The organism is Castellaniella defragrans 65Phen (assembly GCF_000612685.1).
GTDB classification, from domain to species: domain Bacteria; phylum Pseudomonadota; class Gammaproteobacteria; order Burkholderiales; family Burkholderiaceae_B; genus Castellaniella; species Castellaniella defragrans.
Genome location: NZ_HG916765.1, coordinates 3,575,204 through 3,597,586 on the forward strand (window position 1 = coordinate 3,575,204; position 22,383 = coordinate 3,597,586).

The following is a 22,383-nucleotide window of genomic DNA, read 5'->3' on the forward strand; positions in this document are numbered from 1 at the left end:
ATGGCCACCTTCCGTCGATGGCCACCCCTGCCATCGATGGCCGGCCCGTTTCTTTTCTACAATGGGCCTCACGCCGTTCCACACGACACGCCATGATCGACGACCTGATCCAGCTGGCCACGCTGACGAGCCTGGGTCTCGCCCTGATGCTCCCCCTGGCCAATCCGCTGACCTCCATGACGCTGCTGCTGTCCCTGGGCCAGCACATCCCCTATCAGGAACGCAGGCGGCAGGTCACCCAGGCGGCGTTCTACGTGGTCGGCATCATGATGGTGACCTATTACGCCGGCGCCTGGATCATGCATACCTTCGGCATCTCGATTCCCGGGCTGCGCATCGCGGGCGGGCTGATCGTGGCCAGCATCGGCTTCAGCATGGTGCTCCCGTCGACCGGCCCCAGCCCCTCGGCGGCCGACGCCGACGCCGCCGGCGCGCAGGGCGGCCGGCAGGTGCCCAACATCGCCTTCGTGCCGCTGGCCATGCCCGGCACCGCCGGGCCGGGCACCATCGCCATGATCATCAGCGGCGCGACGTCGGTCGATGCGGCGGCGAGGCAGGGGTTCGCGCCGTGGGTGCTGGCCGCCACGCCGGTCCTCGTGTTCGCCCTGCTGGGCCTGCTGTTCTGGGTCTGCCTGCGCTCGGCCGGACGCATCGTGGCCGTGATCGGCCAGGGCGGCGTCGAGGCCATCTCGCGCGTCATGGGCTTCCTGCTGGTCTGCATGGCGGTCCAGTTCGTCATCAACGGCGTCCTGGAGATCATCCAGCAATACGGCGTGGCCTAGGCGCCCCAGGCGCCGGCGGGATCGGACATCCGGGTAAAAAAAAAGCCCAAGATCCGAAGATCCTGGGCTAAATCCACCAAAGGAGGAGGGTGGAGGAGACAACCGGGGCATGTCGGGCTGCGAGGAACCTGGGTTCCGAGCCGCCGTGATTAGGGGTTTTCCCGCTGCAATCACGTTTCGACATCCGATAAGCAAATTATATAGAAAAAACTTGCTGCGATGCAAGATCAATTTGTTGTCAATAGACAATACCCAGTGTTTTGTCGTTTTCTGATCACAAACAAGGGTAAGTCCCTAGCCGGATCCGCCGGTTTCCTGGCTAGATCCGGTAGGCCGTGGTGGTCATGACCTTGGACATCAGCCGCATGGCGCCCCGCACCGGCGCGGGCAGGGGCGCCGCGCCGTGGTCTTCGGCGGTGTTGCGGTGGCCGATCTCGTCGTCGCGCATCTGCGTGACGATCCGCCGCGAACGCCGGTCCCGGTCCGGCAGGGCGCTCAGGTGACCGTCCAGGTGCTCCTCGACCTGGCGCTCGGTCTCGGCCATGAAGCCGAGGTTGTAGGGAATCCCGGCGCGGCTGGCCAGCAGCCCGAGGCCGAAGGCCCCGGCATACCACAGGGGATTGAGCAGGCTGGGGCGGCTGTGGAGTTCGTCCAGCCGCTGCCGGCACCAGGCCAGGTGATCGACTTCCTCTTCGGCCGCCCGCAGCAGCACCCGGCGGATGCCTTCGTCGCGGCACAGCAGCGCCTGGCCGCGGTAGAGGGCCTGGGCGCAGATCTCGCCCACGTGGTTGACCCGCATCAGGCCGGCGGTGTGGCGCGATTCGGCGTCCGACAGCACGGGATCGTCGGCCGCGGACGGCCCCGCGGGATTGGCCCGCTCGTGGGAGACGGAGCCGTCCAGCACCCGCAGCGCGCGGCCGGCTTCGGCCAGGACCGCGTCCAGCCGGCCCATCCGGCGGCGCCAGCCCGGCGCCGCGCCACGGCCGCCGTCCGCGCCGGCGGCGGGCTCCATGCCCCCTGCTCCGTATGTCGCCTGTTCCATGAGAAATCCTTTTTCAACGGTTGAGGAAGCGCCAGACCGGCTTGAGCTCGGCCAGCAGCCAGCACGACGGCAGGACGATGGCCAGGGCGATCAGCCCCCGGCCCGACCAGTCCTGGTCGTCCTGGAGATAGGCGTTGCACAGGCGGATGGGCTGGTCCAGGTAGATCATGCCCACGATCGCGCTCATCCAGCAGAAATTGCCCAGGAAAAAGAGCTTGATGACCACGTTGGCGCGCCGCAGCGAGGCCCGCAGCACCCAGCCGCAGAGCGGCAGGCCCAGGTACTTGAACGCCGCCACGCGCCAGTCCGTCAGGGCGTCGTCCAGCGCCTTGGGGATCATCCAGCCCGCCCCGACCAGGCTGACCAGCAGCAGGCCGGGCATGCCGTATTCATTATAGGACCAGGCCGGACGCGCGCCCGCGCCGCCGGCCGGCGGCGGACGGCCGGCGCGCCACGCCTGCTCGGCGAACAGGCCCGCCAGCGCCAGCAGCGGGATCTGGACCAGCATGTGCAGGCTCATCAGCGCCGTCAGCGGCGCGCGCAACCCCATGGCCAGGCCCAGGCAGGCCAGGGCGGCGATCCCCCAGGCCAGCGGCCCGGGCGGACGCCGGCCGCCCCCGGAAGGCAGGGCGGCGTCCGGCGGGCCGGCCGGGCCGATGGGCGTCGGGGAAGGCGTATTCATGATGCGTCCTCGCTACACGCCGCCCGCGTCGCGGCCCGCGGGCCGCTCCGGTTCGCCGGGCGCAGGCCGGGCCGCGGGGACTGGCCCGCGTCCGGCCTCATCCTCTGCCGCGCTCAGGGCCAGGCCGGGGTCGTCCAGGTCGAAGACGCGCGCCAGGCGGCCGTCGGGCGTCACGACGTGGAAGGCGGCATTGTGCTCGAACTCGCCCAGGGGCGCCGGCACGACCGTGATGCCGAACAGCGCCAGCACGGCATCGCGCTGCGCGGGGCGGGCGAAGGACAGGAATTGCCAGACGGCCGGATCGGCGCCCATGCGCGCCGCGTAGCGCGCCAGGTCCGGCGCCCGGTCGCGCGGATCGAAGCTGATGCTGATCAGCCGGATGCGGTCCTGCAGTCCGCGCGCCTCGATGGCCTGCTGCAGGCGCTCGGTCAGGGAACCCTGCGCCAGGCACAGGGCCAGGCAGCGGGTGTAGAAGAAATTGACGAGGGCGACGCGCCCGTCGCGGCGCAGCTCCCGGTCCAGGTCCAGGACCCGGCCGTCCCCGGCCAGGACCTCGGCGGCCGGAATCGCCCGGGGATGCCGGGCCACGTCCTGGCGGCGCGCGGCCTCGGCCGTCAGGACGGTGAAGCCGCCGGTCAGGCCGTACAGCGCCCCCAGGCCGGCCGCCAGGGCCAGCGCCAGCGCGAGGATCCAGCGCACGCCGGCTCTCCGCCCGGGCTACTTGCCCAGCAGGGGCCGCAGGTCCTCGTCGCCCTTCCAGGGGCCTTGCTGACCCTTGGTTTCCTCGCGCACCTGGGCGACCGTCTTGGCGTCGGCGGCCGAGGCGGCGTTGCCGAAGCTGGAGCGCACGTGGGTCACGAGGGCGGCGATCTCCTCGTCGGAGAACTTGGCGAAGTTCGGCATTTCCCCGTTGTACTGGGCGCCCTCGACCGTCAGCGGGCCGTGGATGCCGTGCAGCAGGATGCGGATCATGATGCCCGGATCGCCCGCGTCCACCCATTCGGACTTGGACAGCGGCGGGAACACGCCCGGCACGCCGGCGCCGCTGGCCTGGTGACAGGCCACGCAGTTGGCCGTGTAGAGCTGGCCGCCGTCGGCCGTCGCCGGCACGGCGAAGTCGGCCGCGACGCGATCGTCGCCCACGGACGCGGGCATCGGATTGAAGCTGGTATACAGGTGAACCACCGCCCACAGCAGCAGCAGGCCGATGACCGTCAGGACGATCTTGGGAACCGGACGGCTGCCCTCGTGCGGCTCGGGCTGCTCGCGGCGCTGCTGGTTGAATCGGGACTCGCTCATTGCTTCGCTCCTTCACCGCCGGCCTGCTTGGGCAGTTCCGGCAACTGCGAGCCGGGGTTGACCGGATAGGTGTGATCCAGGCCGATCAGGTAATCCACCAGATCCAGGGCCTCGGGCGTGGCCACCACGACCTTGCCGACCGGCGCGAAGCTGGGCGGCAGGTTGACGACCTTGTCGCCCGGCTCGGCCTTGTCCTTGAGCTTGAACAGGAAGGGGAAGGACGGCATGTTGCTGCCCGGCGTGTAGGCGCGCGGCTCGTACAGGTGGCCCAGGTTCCAGTCCACGCTGGGCTGGCGCGCGCCGATGTTGAACAGGTCCGGCCCGGTGCGCATGGTGCCCAGCAGGTGCGGACGGTCGTAGTAGTAATCGCCCGCGACCGGCGCGCGGCCCCAGCCGCGCTGGAAGTCCGGCGCCTGGGACTGGCTGCGCGGCTGCTGCGAGTGGCAGTAGACGCAGCCCATCTCGATGTAGACCTGGCGCCCGCGCAACTGCTGCTCCGTATAGGGCTTCAGGCCTTCGGAGGGCGGCACGTCGGACAGCTGCATGTAGGGCAGCACGACCAGGGTGGCGGTGGCCAGCGCGAGGGTCACCATCGCGCCGCTGAGGAGTTTGTATTCGCTTTCCATGATCAGGCACCTGCGAATGCCTGAGGCTCAGGCGAGGATTTGCGGTTGTGCAACAGGGCGGGACCCACGCGGCGCGTGCCGTAGCGCAGGGCCATCTGCACGAAGTGGACGGCGAACACCAGATGGCCCAGGGTCATCATGGCGCCGCCCACCGTGCGGCCTTCGAGGTAGGGCATCGTGACCCGCACGGAGTCCATGAAGGGCTTGGTCGCGTCCAGCATCGCCAGGCCCTGCAGCCAGCCGCCGATGGACAGGCTGACGAAATAGATGCCGATGCCCAGGGCCACCAGCCAGAAGTGCACGATGATGAGCTTGGGATGCGGCCATTCCCAGGACATGACGCGCGGCATCACGAAGTAGATGGCGCCGAACATCACGATGGAGAAGAAGGCGTACAGGCCCAGGTGCGCGTGCGCCACGGTGAAGTGGGTGAAGTGCGCCACCGTGCTGACGCTGCGCAGCGCCTCGAAGGAGCCCTCGAAGGAGCTGAGGGTGTACATCATGGCGCCCAGCACGATGAAGCGCAGCGTGGGCGAGTAGTACATGGTCTTGAAGTGGCCGCGCATCGTCAGGTGCTGGTTCACCGAGAAGGCCAGCACCGGGATGATCATCATCATGGACTGCACGATCGACAGCGTGATCAGCCAGTGCGGCACCGGGCCGCCGACCAGGTGGTGGCCGCCGACCTGGCCGTAGAAGAAGGCCAGCGCCCAGAAGCCGATCAGCGACAGGTTGTAGGACTGGATCGGACGGCCGATGATCTTCGGCAGGAAGTAGTACACCGAGGCCAGGGCGATCGGCGTGTAGTACAGGCCCAGCACGTTGTGGCCGAACCACCAGTTCATGGTGGCCTGCTCCACGCCGAAGTGCACGCCGGGCACCTTGCCCACCAGGTACAGCACCGGGAACCAGAACAGCGCCGCGCCCATGTACCAGATCGACACGTACAGGTGCTCGACCTTGCGGTTGCGCAGGGTGAACACCAGCGGCAGCGCGATCAGGGCGCCGCCCAGCACCAGCAGGATGCTGATCTGCCAGGGGATTTCCAGCCACTCCAGGCCGTCGTTGATGCCCACGGCGATGCTGCCCAGGCCGGCGATCAGGCCGGCGTTCCAGAGCATGCAGCCCAGCAGCGCGAAGCGTCCGCCGTACAGGCGCGTCTTCAGCAGGCGCGGCAGCATCCAGATCGCCACGCCGAAGGCCGCCATCGGACACCAGCCGTAGGCCACCATGTTCAGGTGCAGCGTGCGCGTGCGGCCGAAGGTGAGCCAGGCGTATTGCGTCAGGAATTCGGGATTGTGCAGCTTGATCGAGCTGATCAGGCCGAAGGTCGAGGCCAGCACCAGCCAGACGATGGCACAGCACAGGAAGGTGAAGGTGACGTAGGCGGTCGACTGGTCGGCCTCCAGGCGGTCGACGAGTTCTTTCTTCAGCTTGTCGGCCAGGGACGGATCGACGACGGCCTTGCCGCCGTCGGTGACGACCTTCTGCAGGCCGGCCCGCTGCTCCGGCGTGGCGGAGGGATCCTCGACGTGGCCGATCTCGCCGGTGGAAAAGATCACCCCGGCGGCCTCGGGATTGTTGTCGAACATGTTCCGCCTGAGGGACCAGATGAAGACACCCAGGCCGGTGACGGATAATATGAAGGTCAGGAGTAAAACGGTGACGGTATCCACGGCGCTTCCGATGAAGGACAAAAAGACGCGCAAGGGCCGAAAACCGGCCCCGGCAACCCGCTATTGTAGGCATAGATTTGATCTATGATAAATCTACGCGAGAATATCAAGCCTGAATTACCCTAATCGTGGTACGGACATCACGCCCGGCCGTGGCGCCGGCGCGCCGTCCCGCGGTGCCGGTCCGCCAGGCCATCCACAGGAAAAAGACTCATCATGGAATGCACCATCGACTGGCAGGGCCCCGAGGGCATGCTGTTCATCTCCCGCACCGGCAGCGGCCACGTCCTGGCCATGGACGGCGCCCCTGACGGCGGCGGCCGCAACCTGGCCCCCCGGCCGATGGAAACCGTGCTCTCCGGCGCCGGCGGCTGCGCCGCCTACGACGTGGTGCTGATCCTGAAGCGCGGCCGCCATGCCGTGACGGGCTGCCAGGTCGCCCTGACGGCCGAGCGCGCCGACACCGAGCCCAAGGTCTTCACCAAGATCCACTACGCGTTCCGGGTCACGGGCCACGACCTGCCCGCCGCCGCCGTGGAGCGCGCGGTGGAACTGTCGCACACGAAGTACTGCTCGGCCATCGCCATGCTGGAAAAGACGGCCGAGATCACGCACTCGATCGAGATCGTCGCCGCCTGAGACGGCGCGGGTCTCCTTCGTCAGGACGGCGGATACCCCCCGGCGGGACTGTTCGCAGCCTGTTCCGGCGGGGGGCGTCCGTCGGACGGGATCGCCGCAGGCAAGCCCCTCCTACACCGCCATCGGCGCCGTCAGCGGGGGGTGGTGGCGGTAGTCTTCGAGCGCGAAATCCCCCGGCTCCAGGCGCTCCAGCCATTCGGGCTCGTAGCGGCCGGTGTCGGCGTACGCCGGGATGCGGTCCGACAGGCGCAGCCGCGGCGCCGGCAGCGGGTCGCGGCGCAGCTGCTCGCGCAGCATCTCCACGTGGGTCTCGTAGATGTGCGCGTCGCCGATGAAATACGTGAACCAGCGCGGCTCGTAGCCCGTCAGGCGCGCCACCAGGTGCGTCAGGGCCGCGCCCTCGGCCAGGTTGAACGGCGTGCCCAGGCCCACGTCGTTGCTGCGGATGTACAGGCACAGCGACAGTTCGCGCGTGGCCGGATTGGCCAGGAACTGGTACAGCAGGTGGCAGGGCGGCAGGGCCATTTCATCGAGCTGGGCCCAGTTCCAGCCATGGAACAGGATGCGCCGGCTGCCCGGGTCGCGGATCAGCGCGTCCAGGCAGGCGCGCAGCTGGTCCACGGCCTTGTAGAGCAGCACGTGCGGCCGGCCCTGGTCCTGCACCGGGCCGATCAGGCGGTAGCCCTGCGCCCGCGCGGCCTCGATGCGCGCGGCGGCGTCGGCCGGCAGCAGCTTGTAGGCCGGCCACTGGCGCCACTGCACGCCGTAGACCGGCCCCAGGTCGTCGGGGCCGTCGCGCCAGGGGCTGTCCAGCCAGGCGCGGTTCTCGTTGGCGTTCTGGTCCCAGACGCGGCAGCCCAGCGCGCGGAAGTCCGCCGCGCTGTCGGCCGCGCGCAGGAAACCCACCAGCTCGCCCATGGCCGACTTGAAGGCCAGGCGCTTGGTGGTGACGGCGGGAAAGCCCTGGCGCAGGTCGAAGCGCAGGCAGGCGCCCGGCAGGCTCAGGGTGCGCACGCCGGTGCGGTTCTCCTGCCAGGCGCCCTGCTCGAAGATCGAGCGGACCAGGTCCAGGTAGGCCTTCATGCGGAGCGTTCCAGGATGCGCCGGGCGCGTTCGATCAGCGGCAGGTCCACCATGCGGCCGTCCAGGCGGAAGGCGTATTCGCCGGTCGAGTCGGCATGGTCCACCACCCGGCGCGCCCAATCGATCTCCTCGGGCAGCGGCCGATAGATGCGATGCGCCACGGGCACCTGCGCCGGATGGATGCACAGCATCCCGCCGAAGCCCATGTCGCGCGCGAACACGGCCGACCGCTCCAGGGCGTCCAGGTCGGTGAAGTCGGGGTGCACGCAGTCCAGCGGCGCCCCCAGCCCGTGCATGCGGCTGGCCGCGAGGATCCGGAAACGGATCTGGTCCAGCACGAAGCGGGCCGCGTCGGTGCCCGGCCGGGTGCCGAATTCCACCATCAGGTCCAGGATGCCGAAGGACAGCCGCGCCACGCCGTGGGCCTCGGCGATGCGGTCCAGCGCCTGCAGCCCGGCGGCGGATTCGATCACCGGGATCAGCGGCTTGCCCGCGCCGGACACGCTGTAGACGTGCTCGGGCGCCTCGGCCTTGGGCAGGACGATGCCGGCGACCGAGGGCAGCGAGCGGCACAGGGCCAGGTCGTCCTCGAACCAGGGCGTGGTGCCGTCGTTGATGCGCACCCACAGGCGGTCGCCGGGATGCGCCTGGGCGTGGCGCGCCAGCGCGTCGCGCGCGCCGGCCTTGGCCTCGGGCGCGACGGAGTCCTCCAGGTCGACGATCACGGCGTCCGCGCCGCTGGCGACCGCCTTGGGTATGCGCTCCGGCCGGCTGGCCGGCACGAACAGCGCCGAACGCATCGATGTGTCATGCATGGAAAACCCCCTTCGTGCAACTTCGTCGTTCATCGTTTCATCATATCGGCAAACGGCCCCGGCCGCCCCGGCCCTCAGCGTCCCTTCCAGGCCGGCGGGCGCTTCTCGGCGAAGGCGGTCGCGCCCTCGCGGGCATCCTCGGAGGTGAAGATGTGGGCGATCAGCGGGCGCTGGCGCTCGAACATTTCGTCGGGGCGCCAGTTGCGCGACTGCGCGATGATGGACTTGGCCGTGCGCACCGCCAGCGGACCGTTGGCGGCGATGGCGCGCGCCATGGCCAGGGCTTCGTCCAGCGCCGCGCCGGGCTCGGCCAGGCGGTTGACCAGGCCCAGCTGGTGCAGGCGCTCGGCGCCGAAGGGCTCGCCCGTGAGCACGGCCTCCATGGCGACGTGGTAGGGAATGCGCGAGGGCAGGCGCAGCATGCCGCCCGAGCCCGGCACCAGACCGCGCCGGACCTCGGGCAGGCCGAAGCGCGCGTCGCGCGCCGCCACGACCAGGTCGCAGGCGAGCACCAGCTCGCAGCCGCCGGCCAGCGCATAGCCTTCGACGGCGGCGATCAGCGGCTTGGCGGGCGGCTGTTCGCACAGGCCGGCGAAGCCGCGCTTGCCCACGTAGGGGCGCTGGCCGGTCGCGGCGAAGGCCTTCAGGTCCATGCCGGAGCAGAAGTTTCCCCCGGAGCCGGTCAGCACGCCCAGGCGCAGGTCCGGATCGCTGTCCAGGGTGTCCAGGGCCGCCGCCAGGGCCTGGGCGGTCTCCAGGTTGATCGCGTTGCGCGCCTGGGGCCGGTTGAGCTGCATGATCAGCACGCCGTCCAGGCGCTGCACGTCGAGGCAATCGCTCATGTTTTCTCCGAAAAAAGAGAAGTGGATAAAATGGCCGTTCCGGACGCGGCCCAGGCCGCGTTCATCGGACGACACAACCATCGCGGGCCTGGCCCGCCACGCCATGCTCACATTCCAACAACTGATTTTATCGCTCCAGCAATATTGGGATCGCCAGGGGTGCGCCCTGCTGCAGCCCTACGACATGGAAGTCGGGGCCGGCACCTCGCACACCGCCACGTTCCTGCGCGCCATCGGCCCGGAACCCTGGCGCGCGGCCTACGTGCAGCCCTCGCGCCGCCCCAAGGACGGGCGCTACGGCGAAAACCCCAACCGGCTGCAGCATTATTACCAGTTCCAGGTCGTGCTCAAGCCCGCGCCGCTCGACATCCTGGACCTGTACATCGGCTCCCTGCGCGCGCTGGGCATCGATCCGCAGCAGCACGACATCCGCTTCGTCGAGGACGACTGGGAAAATCCCACGCTGGGCGCCTGGGGCCTGGGCTGGGAAGTCTGGCTCAACGGCATGGAAGTCACCCAGTTCACCTACTTCCAGCAGGTCGGCGGGCTGGACTGCAACCCCACCATGGGCGAAATCACCTACGGCCTGGAGCGCCTGGCCATGTACCTGCAGGGCGTGGAATCGGTCTACGACCTGGTCTGGACCCAGGGCCCGGACGGCACGCCCGTGTACTACCGCGACGTGTTCCACCAGAACGAGGTCGAGCAGTCCACCTACAACTTCGAGATCGCCTCCACCGCCATGCTGTTCGCCCACTTCAACGACTACGAGGCCGAGGCCAGGCGCCTGATCGAAGTCCCGCTCGCCCTGCCCGCCTACGAGGCCACCCTCAAGGCCGCCCACACCTTCAACCTGCTCGACGCGCGCGGCGCCATCAGCGTCACCGAGCGCGCCACCTACATCGGCCGCATCCGCGCCCTGTCCCGCTCGGTGGCGCAGGCCTACTACGACGCGCGCGAACGCCTGGGCTTCCCCATGCTGCGGGAGGTCGCGTGATCATGAGCACGAATCCGAACGCGCGCGCGCTGGTCGTCGAACTGGTCACGGAAGAACTCCCGCCCAAGGCGCTGGACGCCCTGGGCCGGGCCTTCGCCGAAGGCATCCGCAAGACGCTCGACGCGCTCGGCCTGCTGGCCGAGCCCCGCGCCTGCGCCGCCTACGCCACGCCCCGGCGCCTGGCCGTGCGGCTGGACGCCGTCCTGGGCCAGGCGCCCGACCAGGCCTACGCCGAAAAACTCATGCCCGCCGCCATCGGCCTGGACGCCGCCGGCGCGCCCACGCCGGCGCTGCTGAAAAAGCTCCAGGCCAAGGGCCTGGGGCACCTGGGCGCGGACGGCCTCGTCCGCAGGCACGACGGCAAGCAGGACGTGCTCTACGCCGAAGGCACCGCCCCCGGCGCGCGGCTGGCCGACGGCCTGCAGCAGGCCCTGGATCACGCCGTGACCCACCTGCCCATCCCCAAGGTCATGCAATACCAGCTGGCCGACGGCCGCACCAGCGTGAAATTCGTACGCCCGGCCCAGCGCCTGCTGGCCCTGTGGGGCGCGGACGTCGTGCCCGTGCGCACGCTGGGCCTGGAAGCCGGCCGGACCACCCTGGGCCACCGCTTCCTGGAAAACGGCCCGCTGACCATCGAATCGGCCGAGGCCTGGGCCGATCGCCTGGCGGCCGACGGCCGCGTCGTGCCGTCCTTCGCCGAGCGGCGCGCGCTCATCGCCCGCCAGCTGGCCGAGTCCTCCGCCGCGGTGGGCGCGACCATCGGCCAGGGCGCCGAGGTCGAAGCCCTGCTCGACGAAGTCACCGCCCTGGTCGAATACCCGACGGTCTACGTCGGCGCCTTCGAGGAAGCCTTCCTGGCCGTGCCGCCGGAATGCCTGATCCTGACGATGCGGCTGAACCAGAAATACTTCCCCCTGTTCGATCCGGCCACGGGCACGCTGACCCACCGCTTCCTCATCGTCAGCAACATGCGGCCCGCCGATCCGGTCCACATCATCCAGGGCAACCAGCGCGTGGTGCGCCCGCGCCTGGCCGACGCGCAGTTCTTCTACCAGACCGACCTGAAGACCCCGCTGGCCGAGCGCATGGCCGGCCTGGCCGACAGCGTCTACCACAACAAGCTCGGCAGCCAGCTGCAGCGCACCGGGCGCGTGCGGGCCCTGGCCCGCTGGCTGGCGCCGCTGCTGGGCGGGCGGGCGGAATCGGCCGACCGCGCGGCCCTGCTGGCCCACGCCGACCTCGGCACCCAGATGGTGGGCGAATTCCCCGAGCTGCAAGGCATCATGGGGGCCTACTACGCGGCGCACGACGGCGAGTCCGCCGACGTGGTGCGCGCCCTGCGCGACCAGTACCGCATCCGCCTGGACGAGCCCGTCACCGACGACACGCTCACCGCCGCCGTCCTGTTCATGGCCGAACGCGCCGAGACCCTGGTCGGCATCTGGGGCATCGGCCTGGCGCCCACCGGCGAGCGCGACCCCTACGGCCTGCGCCGCGCGGCCCTGGGCCTGATCAGCGCCTACGAGCAGCTCACCGCCGGCGGCCGCCTGCAGGCCAGCCAGGACTCCCCGGCGCGCCTGGCGGCCCTGCTGGAGCGGGCGGCGGCCGGCTTCGCCCCCGGGCAGCTCGCCGAGGGCACGGCCGAAGCCGTGCTGGACTTCGTCTACGAGCGCTACCGCAACCAGCTGGCGGCCGCCTGCGACCGCTCGGCCATCGACGCGGTGCTGGCCCTGCGCCCGCCGCTGCACCAGGTCGCGGCGCGCGTCCAGGCCTGCGAACGGTTCGCCACGCTGCCCGAGGCCGAATCCCTGGCCGCCGCCAACAAGCGCGTCAGCAATCTCCTGAAGAAGGCCGACGACACGCAGCCGGGCTTCGACCCGGCGCTGCTGGCCGAACCGGCCGAGCGCCAGCTGGCCGACACGATCGCCCGCCTGGAGCCCCAGGCCACGGCCCAGCTGCGGGCCGGCGACTTCGCCGCCAGCCTGGCCACCCTGGCCCAGGCGCGCGCCGCCGTGGACGCGTTCTTCACCGACGTCATGGTCATGGCCGAGGACCCGCGCGTGCGGGCCAACCGCCTGGCCCTGCTGCGCTCGCTGCACGGGCTGATGAACCAGGTGGCCGACCTGTCGAGGCTCGCCCGGTGAAGCTCATCATCCTGGACCGCGACGGGGTCATCAACCACGACAGCGACGCGTTCATCAAGTCGCCGGAAGAATGGCTGCCGATCCCCGGCAGCCCGGAAGCCATCGGCCGCTTCAGCCAGGCCGGCTGGCGCGTGGTGGTGGCCACCAACCAGTCCGGCGTCGCCCGCGGCCTGTTCACCATGGAGACCCTGGGCGCGATCCACGCCCGCATGCGCCAGGTGGTGGCCGAAGCGGGCGGACGCATCGACGCCATCTTCTGCTGTACGCACGGCCCGGAAGACGGCTGCGCCTGCCGCAAGCCCCTGCCCGGCATGCTGCACGACATCGCCCAGCGCCTGGACGTGCGCCTGGACGGCGTCCCGCTGGTGGGCGACAGCCTGCGCGACCTGCGCGCCGCGGCCGCCGCGCGCTGCGCCCCCTGGCTGGTCCTGACCGGCAAGGGCCGCAAGACCTGGGAGACCTCCGGCACCAGCGGCGAACTCCCCGCCGGCACCCAGGTCCGCGACGATCTGGCCGCCGTGGCCGACACCCTGCTGAAGGCCGCGCCATGACCTACCTGCGCTCCGCGCTCTACATGGCCTTCCTGGTCGTGACGGTGATCCCCTACGCCCTGTGCTGCGTGCTGTGGGCGCCCCTGCCGCTGTCCTGGCGCTACCGCCTGACCCTGGGCTGGCCGCGCATGGCGCTGTGGGGCGCGCGCTGGATCCTCGGCATGCGCTACCAGGCGCAGGGCTGGGAACACCTGCCCGCCAAGGGTCCGGCCATCATCCTGTCCAAGCACCAGTCCGCCTGGGAGACCCTGTATTTCGCGGTCAAGCTGCCGCGCGACGTGGTCTTCGTCTACAAGAAGGAACTGCACCACGTGCCCTTCTTCGGCTGGAGCCTGGCGCTGCTCAGCATGATTCCCATCGATCGCACCAAGGGCAAGGAATCCTTCGACCAGGTGGTGAAGATCGGCACCCGGCGCCTCCAGGAAGGCCGCTGGCCGGTGCTGTTCCCCGAAGGCACCCGCGTGGCGCCCGGCCAGACCGGCCGCTACAAGCAGGGCGGCGCGCTGCTGGCCTGCCGCACCGGGGTGCCGGTGATCCCGGTCGCCCACAACGCCGGGGAATGCTGGCCGCGCAACGCCTTCCTGAAGACCCCGGGGCTGGTGACCGTGTCCTTCGGCCCGGCCATCGATCCGGCCGGACATTCGCCGGCTTCCCTGAACAACGCCGTGCGCGAATGGATCGAGGCCGAGATGCGGCGTCTCAATCCCGAGCGCTATGCGGGCCGCTGACAGCCGCCAGCTCGACCTGTTCGGCGCCGGCGACGGGCCGGCGGGCGCCCCCGCGGCCGCGCCCGCCGGCCGGACGCCCCATCCCGCCATCCCGCCGTCCGCCATCCCCATCCTCCCCGGCCCGCGCCCGCCCGCCGCATCGGAGCCGCCGCCCGCCCTGCCCCCGGGCGCCCGCTGGCTGACCCTGCAGCTGGACGGCTGGACGCTGGGCTACGCGCTGCGCCGGGCGCGCCGCAAGACCATCGGCCTGCACGTGCGCGACGCCGGCCTGGCGATCCAGGCCCCCGCCTGGGCCACGCGCGCGCAGATCGAGGATGCCATCCGCCACAAGGCGGCCTGGATCCGCGACAAGCTCGAAGACCGCGACCGGCGGCTGGAGCAGCTCGCCCTGCAGGCCGGCCAATGGCGGCCGGGCGGCCGCATCCCCTACCTGGGCGTCGCCATCGAGCTGCGGCTGGACGGCGCCCGGCCGGCCCGCTACGAAGGCGACCCGGACGCCCCGGCCGAGGGCGACCGCCTGTATCTGCCCCTGCCCGACGCGGCCGACGCCGGCCGCATCCAGGAACGCGCCCAGGCCTGGCTGCAGGCGCGTGCGCGGATCGATTTCGACGGGCGCCTGCGGCGCTGCCTGGACCGCGCGGGGCAATCCATCGCCGGCTGGGGGCTTTCGTCCGCCCAGGGCCGCTGGGGCTCGTGCACCAGCCAGAGGCGCATCCGCCTGAACTGGCGCCTGATCCATTTCGCCCCGGCCCTGATCGAGTACGTGGTGGCCCACGAAATCGCCCACCTGAAGGAAATGAACCACGGGCCGGCCTTCTGGCGCGAGGTCGAGCGCCTGTGCCCGGATTTCCGGGCGGCGCGCGACACGCTGCGCCGCCAGCCTCCCGACACCCTGCCGCTGATCTGATCCCGGCACGCGTGGACGATCCCGACACGTGCTGACGATCCTGGCACGCGCGGACGATCCCCGCGATGAAAAATGCGTATGATGGAGTGAATCGCACCACCGGAGAATCTCATCATGCGCCTGCTGCACACCATGCTGCGCGTCGGCAACCTGGACCGTTCCCTGATGTTCTACACGGAGACCCTGGGCATGCGGCTGCTGCGCCGCAAGGACTATCCGGAAGGCCGCTTCACCCTGGCCTTCGTCGGCTACCAGGACGAGGCCGACGGCGCCGTCATCGAGCTCACCCACAACTGGGACACCGACCACTACGAGCTCGGCACCGGCTACGGCCACATCGCCATCGAGGTCGAGGACGCCTACGACACCTGTGCCACCATCAAGTCGCGCGGCGGCCTGGTCGTGCGCGAGGCCGGCCCGATGAAGCACGGCACCACCGTGATCGCCTTCGTCGAGGACCCCGACGGCTACCGGATCGAGCTGATCCAGCGGGCGGGCCGCGAAGACTAAGACTAAGTAAGGGCCCCCCACGCTGCGCAGCATGCGGCTGCGTGCTGCCCCTTGGGGCGGCCCGGCGGCAAAAAGGGACCTTCAGGCGGTGGGCGTCACGCCGGCGGCGGCCAGGGCGTCGGCCATGTCCATGAACTGCGCCACGGTCAGTTCCTGGGGCCGCGCGGTTGGCGCCACCCCCAGGGCGTCCCAGTCCAGCCATTCGGCCCAGGCGCCCAGGCTGCCCCGGATCATCTTGCGGCGCTGCTCGAACACCCGCGCCACCAGCCGCTCGAACACCCGCGCGTCGCGCGGCTGGCGCAGCGCCTCGGGCGCCAGCGGGCGCATGCGCACCACGGCCGACATCACCCGGGGCGGCGGATCGAAGGCCTCGGGCGGCACGTCGAACAGGTGCGTCATCCGGTAGCGCGCCTGGAGCATGACGGACAGGCGTCCGTACTGGCTGTCGCCGGCACGGGCCACCATGCGGTCGATGACTTCGCGCTGCAGCATGAAATGCTGGTCGCGGATCTGGTCCGCCCAGCGCAGCAGGTGAAAGAGCAGCGGACTGGAGATGTTGTAGGGCAGGTTGCCCACCACGCGCAGCCGGGCGGCATCCGCCGCGGCCGGGCCCGGTCCCGGCGCGGGCGCGCGCGCCAGCTCGCCGAAATCCACGGTCAGGGCGTCGGCCTCGACCACCCGCAGGCGGTCCTCGCCCCAGCGGCCGCGCAGCCGCCGAGCCAGGTCGCGGTCCAGTTCGACCACGGTCAGCCGCTCCAGCCGGTCCAGCAGCGGCGCCGTCAATGCCGACAGGCCCGGGCCGATCTCGACCATGGCGTCGCCGGGCTGCGGATCGATGGCGCGCACGATGGCGTCCACCACCGCTTCGTCGGCCAGGAAGTGCTGGCCGAAGCGTTTGCGGGCCGAATGCGCGCCCCCTGGACGGGGCTGCACCCCGCCATCCCCCCGGGGGGCATCAGAAAACCTGGGGCGGCCCGGCGTTTTCCGGTGTGCCATCTCAGCGGCCGCCGGCCGCGGCCTTTTCCAGGCGGTTGTCGATGTAGGCCTGGCTGCGCAGCTGGTCGAGCCAATCCTCGTAGGCCGGCCCGACGCGGCGTTCCATCAGCTCGCGGCGCGCCTGCATGCGGCGGAATTCCTGTTCCATGTTCTTGGTCTGGCGGCCCTCGACCTGGATCAGGTGCCAGCCGAACGGCGACTTGACCGGCTCGCTGACCTGGCCGTCCTGCAGCGCGTTCATGGCCTGCTCGAAAGCGGGCACGGTCTCGCCGGGATTGAGCCAACCCAGGTCGCCGCCCTGCGGCGCGGAGGCGTCCTCGGAATAGCGCCGGGCCAGTTCGGCGAAGGATTCGCCGTGCGCGATGCGGTTGCGCAGGCTTTCGAGGGTGGCGCGGGCCTTGGCGTCGTCCACCACCTTGGAAGTCTTGATCAGGATGTGGCGGGCATGGGTCTGCGTCACCATCATGGGGCCCGAGGGCGCCGGCGAGCGGGACGCGGCGGCCTGCGCCTGGGCGCGGGCCTGGGCCTGGGCTGCTTGGGCCTGGGCCTGGGCGGCGGCAGCGGACCTGGCGGCCTTGGGCGCCGGGCGCTGGGCATAGCCGCGGCGCAGGACCTTCAGGATGTGGAAGCCTCGGCCGCTCTGCACGATCCCGCTCAGGCCGCCGGGCGGCGTGTTCGCAATGGCCCGGGCGAACAGGTCGGGCCAGTCGTGCAGGGGCCGGATGCCCATGTTGCCGCCTTCCAGGGCCTGCGGGCCGTTCGACGAGGCGGCGGCGACGCCGGCGAAGTCGGCGCCGCTGCGCAGCTTGCGCAGGAGGTCCTCGGCCTGCTTGCGCTTTTCCTGGACGATGCTCTCGCTGGCGTAATCGGGCACTTCGATCAGGATCTGCGCCAGTTCGACCAGTTCCGGGCCGGTCGGGACCGGCGCCGGTTCGGGCTCCGCGGGCGCGGGCGCGGGCTCCGCCGCGGGCGGGGCGGCCAGCGGCTTGCCGGCGTTCATGGACAGGAAGGCGTCGATGTCGCTGTCGCTGATGGCAATGCGGTCCTCGACGAAGCGCTGGCGCAGGATGTCGTCCTGGATCTGGGAGCGCAGATCGGTGCGGTAGTCGTCCCAGCTCATGCCGCTGGCGGCGATCTCGCGCCGCAACTGGTCGACCGTGATGCGGTTGCGCTGGGCGATGGTCTGCACCGCCTGATCGACCTGGGCGTCGGACACCCGGATGCCGACGCGCCTGGCCTCGTGATCCTGGAGGGTCGCGTTGATCATCTGCTGCAGCACCTGGCGCCGCAGCACGGGCGCCTCGGGCACCGGGATGCGCTGCTGCTCCATCTGGCGGCGCACCTGGACCGCCTTGGCGTCCACCTGGGCCAGGGTGATGACTTCCTTGTCGACGACGGCGGCGATGCCGTCCACGAACTGCTCGGACGCGGCCGGCGCGGCCGGACGGGGCGCCGGCTTGCCGGCCGCCAGGGCGGGGGCCGATGCCCCGGCGCCCAGCACGATGGCCAGCGACAGGGCGCAGGCGGGATGACGCAAGCCAGACATCATTCGTACCTCTCGAAAACGGTTTTTTCAGGCGTGGGGGGAGTGACGGGCTGATAGCCGATGACCCGATCGGTCAGCAGGGACATGGGATCGGTGCCCAGCGAGCCCAGCCCGGTGAGCTCGAGCTGCAGGAACAGCGCCGTGTTGGTCTTCTGGGCCGACACCGCGTAGCGCTGCATCACCACGCGCGCGGCCCAGCCGCCGTCGCCGCGGTATTCCAGGCCGACGATGGACTGCGTGTTGCGCTTTTCGGCCAGGGAATAATCATAGCGGCCCACCCCGTACCAGCGCACGGACAGCGGCCACTGGGAACTCAGGCTGACCTGCTCGCGGGTGGCCGGGACGGCATCCAGGGGCAGCACGCCGTAGGGGTCGGCATAGCTGTTGACGTCGCGCTCGTAGCGGTAGGACAGGGACACCGTCGCCAGACGCTTGGGCGTCCAGCGCACGCCGCCGCTGAGCCGGTTGCGCTTCTGCGTCTCGTGGTCGAACTGGCCGTCGAAATACACCGAGAACTTGTCGGTCAGCGCCGCCTTGGCCCCGACCAGGTAGTCCGATTCGGTGTCGATGCGGGGCGCCTCGCTGGACAGCGTCACCCGCTGGTTGTCGAAATAGAAGCGCTGGGCGAGCGACAGGGACAGGCGCTCGAAGCCGGTGTCGGCGTCCAGCCAGCGGCTGGTCAGGCCGAAGGTGAGCTGGTTGGCGTTGGCGATGCGGTCCCAGCCGCCGCTGAAGATGTTCTCGTCGAAGGCCTGCTGGTAGTTGAAGGTGGCCAGCGCCGTGTCGAATACCGGCAGGTCGGACTGGTCGCGGTACGGCACGTACAGGTAGTACAGGCGCGGCTCCAGGGTCTGGATGGCCGCGTTGCCGAACAGCGAGGCGTCACGCTCCAGCGTCAGGCCGGTGTCCACCGAGGCGATCGGCAGCACCCGCGACTGGCTGGCGGGGCGGCCGGCGAACCGCTCCATGCCCGGCGTGCCGGAGAACCATTCGGTCTCGTACTGGCTCATGTGCAGGCCGACCTTCGGCGTCAGGTAGGCGCCGGGCAGCACGAAGGGCCGCGAGATCGAGGTGTAGGACGTCAGGCGCGTGCCGTTGGGCATCAGGCGCCGGCCGGCCTGCTCCGGGAAGGCGTCGCCGCGGTAGATCGGCGCGACGAAACGCGAAGCCGTGTTGGTGGAGACCACGTCCAGGCCGTGCCAGCCGTAGCGCTGCGCGGTGAAATTGAGCTGGGGCAGGATGTCGTAGGGCGGCGCCAGGAAGGAACCCGTGCTGTCCTGCAGGGTCTGGTAGCGGTAGAACTGCAGGGAGCCCGACAGGTAGCGGTGGTCCGTCCAGGACAGCAGCGCCTGGCTGGGCATGTAGGTGATGGCCGCGTCCGTCAGCCCGAAGGACGAGAAATCGCGGAAATAATTGTCGTCGGAGACCTTGCGCGCATCCAGGTAGGCGCTGAAGCCATTGCCCAGCGCCTGCGTGTGTTGCACCGAATACATCCAGCGCTTGTCGCCCGTCTCGCGGTCGCGCATGATGTAGGTGCCGAACAGTTCGGAATGGGAACTGGCGCTCAGGTGGCGGAATTCCGTGCCCAGCAGCAGGCCGCGCTTGCTGAGATAGCGGGGGTACAGCGTGGCGTCGTAGTCGGGCGCCAGGTTCAGGTAGTACGGGACGGTGATCTCGATCCCGCCGTTGCTGGACGTGCCGTAGGTGGGCAGCAGGAAGCCGGACTTGCGGTCCTTGCCCAGCGGGAACGTCAGGTAGGGCGAATACAGGATCGGCGCGCCCTTGAAGTACAGCACGCCGTTGCGCGCCGCGCCCTCGTTTTCGTCCAGATACAGATCGACGCGGCTGGAATCGATGGTCCAGGCCGGATCCGGCCCCGTCCAGCCGCTGTAGCGCACGTTCTTCAGGCGCATGTGCTGGCGGCTGAGGATTTCCGCCTCGTCGGCCGTGCCGGCGCCGGCCGTGCCGCCCAGCCAGAAGCGCGGCTGCTCGATCAGGCCCTTTTCGGTATCGACGTTGTAGCGCAGGTGCGGCCCGCGCACGACGTTGCCGTCGCGCATCATCAGGCCGTTGCCGCGGACGTCGGCCTCGCCGGAGGACTGCAGGTATTCGATGCGGTCGCCCTTGATCACGGAATCCAGCCGGCGGACCTGGGCGTTGCCGCGCAGGACCACCCGCCCTTCGGCGTCGCGGCTGATGTCGTCGCCGATCAGGAACGACGGCAGGGCGTCGTCCTTCAGGCCCGGATGCAGCCGCAGGCTGCCGACCATCCGCATACCGTCCGCATCCGGCGAGGGCTGCGCCGCGAGGACCGGCGCCGGCAGGCACAGGCCCAGGAAGATGATGCGACCGATCCAATGCGCCAAGACCCGGTTCCCCGAAATGGTTGAAAGACGACGGCCGATCGGCCCACCCGCGACGACCAGCGACCCAGTATTATAGAGAAGCCGGACCGCATCGTGTCCCGGCCTCCCGGCCGGCCGATCCGCGCCCATCCCTTTTTCCGAATTTTCCCCGAATCCCGCGCATGATCCCTACCCCCACTCAGGACCCCCGCCTGGACGCCCTGCGCCGCTGGCTGGGCCGGCACGCCGACCGCCTGGCGCTGGTCCTGGACAGCCTCGCCCCCGTCTCGGGCGACGCCAGCTTCCGCCGCTATTTCCGCCTGCGGGCCGCGGGCGGCACCCTGATCGCCATGGACGCCCCGCCGCCCCACGAGGACTGCGCGCCCTTCGTGCGCATCGCCGGCCTGCTGGCCGCCGGCGGGCTGCGCGTCCCCGAGGTCCTGGCGCAGGATCTCGAGCAGGGCTTCCTGCTGCTCTCCGACCTGGGAGACCGCACCTTCTACGATGCCCTGCGCGACGGCCTGGACCAGGACGAGGCCGCCCTGCAGCGGCACTACCGCGGCGCCCTGCGCGCCCTGGTCGCGCTGCAGCGCTGCCCGGCCGGCGGCCTGCCGCCCTACGACGAGGCCCGCCTGCTCGAAGAGCTGGCCGTCTTTCCGCAGTGGTACCTGCGCACCCATCTGGGCCACGTGCCCGACGCCGCCGCCCAGGCCGCGCTGGCGGACATCTTCGGCCTGCTGGCGCAGCGGGCGGCGGCGCAGCCGCGCGTCCTCGTGCACCGCGACTACCATTCGCCCAACCTGATGCTCGGCCCGGACGGGCCGGACGCCGCGCCCGGCATCATCGACTTCCAGGACGCCCTGGACGGCCCGATCAGCTACGACATCGCCTCGCTGGCCATGGACGCCCGCACCACCTGGGACGAGGCCCGCCAGCTCGACTGGGCCATCCGCTACTGGGAATACGCCCGGGCGGAGGGCCTGCCCGTGCCGGACGACTTCGCCCGCTTCCACGTCGACTACGAATGGATGGGGCTGCAGCGCAACCTGCGCATCCTGGGGGTCTTCGCCCGCCTGTCGCACCGCGACGGCAAGCACCACTACCTGGACCACATGCCCCGGGTGCGGGCCTACGTGCGCCAGGTCGCGGGGCGCTACGGCGTCTTCCGCCCCCTGCTGCGCCTGCTGGACCAGGCCGAGCGCGTGCCGCAGGCCGACGGGTATTCCTTCTGATGCGCGCCATGATCCTGGCCGCGGGGCGCGGCGAGCGCATGCGTCCGCTGACGGACGCCTGCCCCAAGCCCCTGCTGCCCGTGGGCGGCCGCCCCCTGATCGCCTGGCACCTGGAACGCCTCGCGCGGGCCGGCATCGCCGACATCCTGGTGAACCACGCCTGGCTGGGCGAGCGCATCGAGGCCGCGCTGGGCGACGGCCGGGCGTACGGCGTGCGGCTGCGCTATTCGGCCGAGTCCCCCGCCCTGGAAACGGCGGGCGGCATCGCGCGCGCGCTGCCGTTCTTCCAGGGCCGCCCCTTCCTGGTCCTGAACGGCGACGTCTGGTGCGACTGGGACCCCGCGCGGGCGGCGCGGCTCGCGGCCGCGTGGCCGGCCGACCGCCTGGCCCACCTGGTGCTGGTGGACAATCCCGCCCACCACCCCGAAGGCGATTTCGTGCTGCAGGCCGACGGCCTCGTCGCGCCGCGCCCGGACGCCGGTCCCGGCACCGGCCTCGACCTCCGTCCCGACACGGGCCGGAATCATCCGGACGGCCCCGGCCGCACGCCGGCGGCGGCCGCCCCGCTTCCCCCGACGCCGGCCGCCGCGGCGCCCGTCCTGACCTTCGCCGGCATCGGCCTGTACCGCCCGGCCCTGTTCGCCGGCACCGACCCGGACCGGCCCGCGCCGCTCGCGCCGCTGCTGCGCCAGGCCATGGCGGCGCGCGCCGTGGACGGCGAACGGCACGCGGGGCGATGGGTGGACGTCGGCACACCCGCGCGCCTGGCGGCGCTGGACGCCGCGCTGGGCGGGCACGCCGCCGGCCCCGGCGCCCGCCCGCGGGCGGAAAATCGCAACCGGATGTAGGCGCATTCCCAGCGGAACCGCGAAACCGTTTATCCTAATTGGTTTCGCACCCGCGCCGCCACGCGGCGCGACGCATTACGCAAGCCTCAA

Annotated in this window: 22 protein-coding genes; 10 read left to right on the plus strand and 12 right to left on the minus strand. The window is 70.7% G+C overall.

What is annotated here, in order from left to right; translation table 11 throughout:
• The first annotated feature begins 92 nt into the window (after window positions 1-92).
• Window positions 93-782 carry a MarC family NAAT transporter gene (locus BN940_RS15925; protein ID WP_043684594.1) on the plus strand — a complete coding sequence of 230 codons (690 nt, stop codon included), beginning with the start codon at window positions 93-95 and terminating at the stop codon, window positions 780-782.
• Between the two features lie 319 nt (window positions 783-1,101).
• Here BN940_RS15925 and coq7 read toward each other — a convergent pair whose 3' ends face one another.
• From coq7 to BN940_RS15955, 6 genes are read right to left on the minus strand one after another with little or no spacing between them, the layout of a single operon-like run.
• Window positions 1,102-1,794, minus strand: a complete 693-nt coding sequence (gene coq7 / locus BN940_RS15930; RefSeq protein ID WP_084330739.1) for a 2-polyprenyl-3-methyl-6-methoxy-1,4-benzoquinone monooxygenase — start codon at window positions 1,792-1,794, stop codon at window positions 1,102-1,104.
• Between the two features lie 43 nt (window positions 1,795-1,837).
• The gene (locus BN940_RS15935) at window positions 1,838-2,506 is read right to left on the minus strand and encodes a hypothetical protein (RefSeq protein ID WP_242404215.1); all 669 of its coding nucleotides are present in this window, start codon (window positions 2,504-2,506) and stop codon (window positions 1,838-1,840) included.
• A 12-nt stretch (window positions 2,507-2,518) separates the two neighbouring features.
• The gene (locus BN940_RS15940) at window positions 2,519-3,205 is read right to left on the minus strand and encodes an SCO family protein (RefSeq protein WP_148304995.1); all 687 of its coding nucleotides are present in this window, start codon (window positions 3,203-3,205) and stop codon (window positions 2,519-2,521) included.
• Between the two features lie 18 nt (window positions 3,206-3,223).
• Window positions 3,224-3,805, minus strand: coding sequence for a c-type cytochrome (locus BN940_RS15945; RefSeq protein WP_043684597.1), 582 nt, complete (start codon window positions 3,803-3,805; stop codon window positions 3,224-3,226).
• On the minus strand, window positions 3,802-4,431 hold the full coding sequence (locus BN940_RS15950) for a cbb3-type cytochrome c oxidase subunit II (RefSeq protein WP_043684599.1): 630 nt from the start codon (window positions 4,429-4,431) through the stop codon (window positions 3,802-3,804). Before BN940_RS15950 ends, BN940_RS15945 begins: the two co-directional genes overlap by 4 nt.
• Window positions 4,432-4,433: 2 nt before the next feature.
• Window positions 4,434-6,107 carry a cbb3-type cytochrome c oxidase subunit I gene (locus tag BN940_RS15955; protein ID WP_043684602.1) on the minus strand — a complete coding sequence of 558 codons (1,674 nt, stop codon included), beginning with the start codon at window positions 6,105-6,107 and terminating at the stop codon, window positions 4,434-4,436.
• 216 nt (window positions 6,108-6,323) lie between these two features.
• On the opposite strand from BN940_RS15955, the gene BN940_RS15960 reads away from it, so the two are divergent.
• Window positions 6,324-6,746 (plus strand): OsmC family protein, encoded by a 423-nt coding sequence (locus BN940_RS15960; protein ID WP_043684604.1) that lies wholly within the window; start codon window positions 6,324-6,326, stop codon window positions 6,744-6,746.
• 111 nt (window positions 6,747-6,857) lie between these two features.
• On the opposite strand, the gene BN940_RS15965 is transcribed toward BN940_RS15960, so the two are convergent.
• The 3 genes from BN940_RS15965 to BN940_RS15975 all read right to left on the minus strand — a co-directional run bounded on the left by BN940_RS15965 (window position 6,858) and on the right by BN940_RS15975 (window position 9,486).
• A complete protein-coding gene (locus tag BN940_RS15965) occupies window positions 6,858-7,829 on the minus strand; it encodes a thymidylate synthase (protein ID WP_043684607.1) in 972 nt (323 codons plus the stop codon).
• Window positions 7,826-8,644 (minus strand): HpcH/HpaI aldolase/citrate lyase family protein, encoded by an 819-nt coding sequence (locus BN940_RS15970; RefSeq protein ID WP_043684610.1) that lies wholly within the window; start codon window positions 8,642-8,644, stop codon window positions 7,826-7,828. The genes BN940_RS15965 and BN940_RS15970 overlap by 4 nt, the downstream gene beginning before the upstream one ends.
• A 74-nt stretch (window positions 8,645-8,718) precedes the next feature.
• Window positions 8,719-9,486: a crotonase/enoyl-CoA hydratase family protein gene (locus tag BN940_RS15975; protein WP_043687787.1), complete on the minus strand. Its 768-nt coding sequence runs from the start codon at window positions 9,484-9,486 to the stop codon at window positions 8,719-8,721.
• Between the two features lie 103 nt (window positions 9,487-9,589).
• Between BN940_RS15975 and glyQ the strand changes: the two genes are divergently transcribed.
• From glyQ to gloA, 6 genes are all read left to right on the plus strand, one after another.
• Window positions 9,590-10,483: a glycine--tRNA ligase subunit alpha gene (gene glyQ / locus BN940_RS15980; protein WP_043684612.1), complete on the plus strand. Its 894-nt coding sequence runs from the start codon at window positions 9,590-9,592 to the stop codon at window positions 10,481-10,483.
• 2 nt (window positions 10,484-10,485) lie between these two features.
• Window positions 10,486-12,630, plus strand: a complete 2,145-nt coding sequence (glyS, locus tag BN940_RS15985; RefSeq protein ID WP_043684614.1) for a glycine--tRNA ligase subunit beta — start codon at window positions 10,486-10,488, stop codon at window positions 12,628-12,630.
• On the plus strand, window positions 12,627-13,181 hold the full coding sequence (gene gmhB / locus BN940_RS15990) for a D-glycero-beta-D-manno-heptose 1,7-bisphosphate 7-phosphatase (RefSeq protein WP_043684615.1): 555 nt from the start codon (window positions 12,627-12,629) through the stop codon (window positions 13,179-13,181). The genes glyS and gmhB overlap by 4 nt, the downstream gene beginning before the upstream one ends.
• Entirely contained in the window at window positions 13,178-13,909 is a 732-nt protein-coding gene (locus tag BN940_RS15995; protein WP_043684617.1) for a lysophospholipid acyltransferase family protein, read from the plus strand. The genes gmhB and BN940_RS15995 overlap by 4 nt, the downstream gene beginning before the upstream one ends.
• Window positions 13,896-14,816, plus strand: coding sequence for a M48 family metallopeptidase (locus BN940_RS16000; RefSeq protein ID WP_043684619.1), 921 nt, complete (start codon window positions 13,896-13,898; stop codon window positions 14,814-14,816). The genes BN940_RS15995 and BN940_RS16000 overlap by 14 nt, the downstream gene beginning before the upstream one ends.
• 114 nt (window positions 14,817-14,930) lie before the next feature.
• Window positions 14,931-15,326 (plus strand): lactoylglutathione lyase, encoded by a 396-nt coding sequence (gloA, locus tag BN940_RS16005; RefSeq protein WP_043684621.1) that lies wholly within the window; start codon window positions 14,931-14,933, stop codon window positions 15,324-15,326.
• Window positions 15,327-15,407: 81 nt separating this feature from the next.
• On the opposite strand, the gene rsmA is transcribed toward gloA, so the two are convergent.
• From rsmA to BN940_RS16020, 3 genes are all read right to left on the minus strand, one after another.
• Window positions 15,408-16,259 carry a 16S rRNA (adenine(1518)-N(6)/adenine(1519)-N(6))-dimethyltransferase RsmA gene (gene rsmA, locus BN940_RS16010; protein ID WP_043684623.1) on the minus strand — a complete coding sequence of 284 codons (852 nt, stop codon included), beginning with the start codon at window positions 16,257-16,259 and terminating at the stop codon, window positions 15,408-15,410.
• A gap of 64 nt (window positions 16,260-16,323) precedes the next feature.
• Complete coding sequence (locus BN940_RS16015) at window positions 16,324-17,871, minus strand: peptidylprolyl isomerase (protein ID WP_043684625.1); 1,548 nt, start codon at window positions 17,869-17,871, stop codon at window positions 16,324-16,326.
• Window positions 17,868-20,234: an LPS-assembly protein LptD gene (locus BN940_RS16020; RefSeq protein ID WP_242404216.1), complete on the minus strand. Its 2,367-nt coding sequence runs from the start codon at window positions 20,232-20,234 to the stop codon at window positions 17,868-17,870. Before BN940_RS16020 ends, BN940_RS16015 begins: the two co-directional genes overlap by 4 nt.
• Before the next feature lie 161 nt (window positions 20,235-20,395).
• On the opposite strand from BN940_RS16020, the gene BN940_RS16025 reads away from it, so the two are divergent.
• Together BN940_RS16025 and BN940_RS16030 are read left to right on the plus strand one after the other, a co-directional pair.
• A complete protein-coding gene (locus tag BN940_RS16025; RefSeq protein WP_043684628.1) occupies window positions 20,396-21,445 on the plus strand; it encodes an aminoglycoside phosphotransferase family protein in 1,050 nt (349 codons plus the stop codon).
• Window positions 21,445-22,293: a nucleotidyltransferase family protein gene (locus tag BN940_RS16030; protein WP_043684631.1), complete on the plus strand. Its 849-nt coding sequence runs from the start codon at window positions 21,445-21,447 to the stop codon at window positions 22,291-22,293. The genes BN940_RS16025 and BN940_RS16030 overlap by 1 nt, the downstream gene beginning before the upstream one ends.
• The last annotated feature ends 90 nt before the right edge of the window (window positions 22,294-22,383 follow it).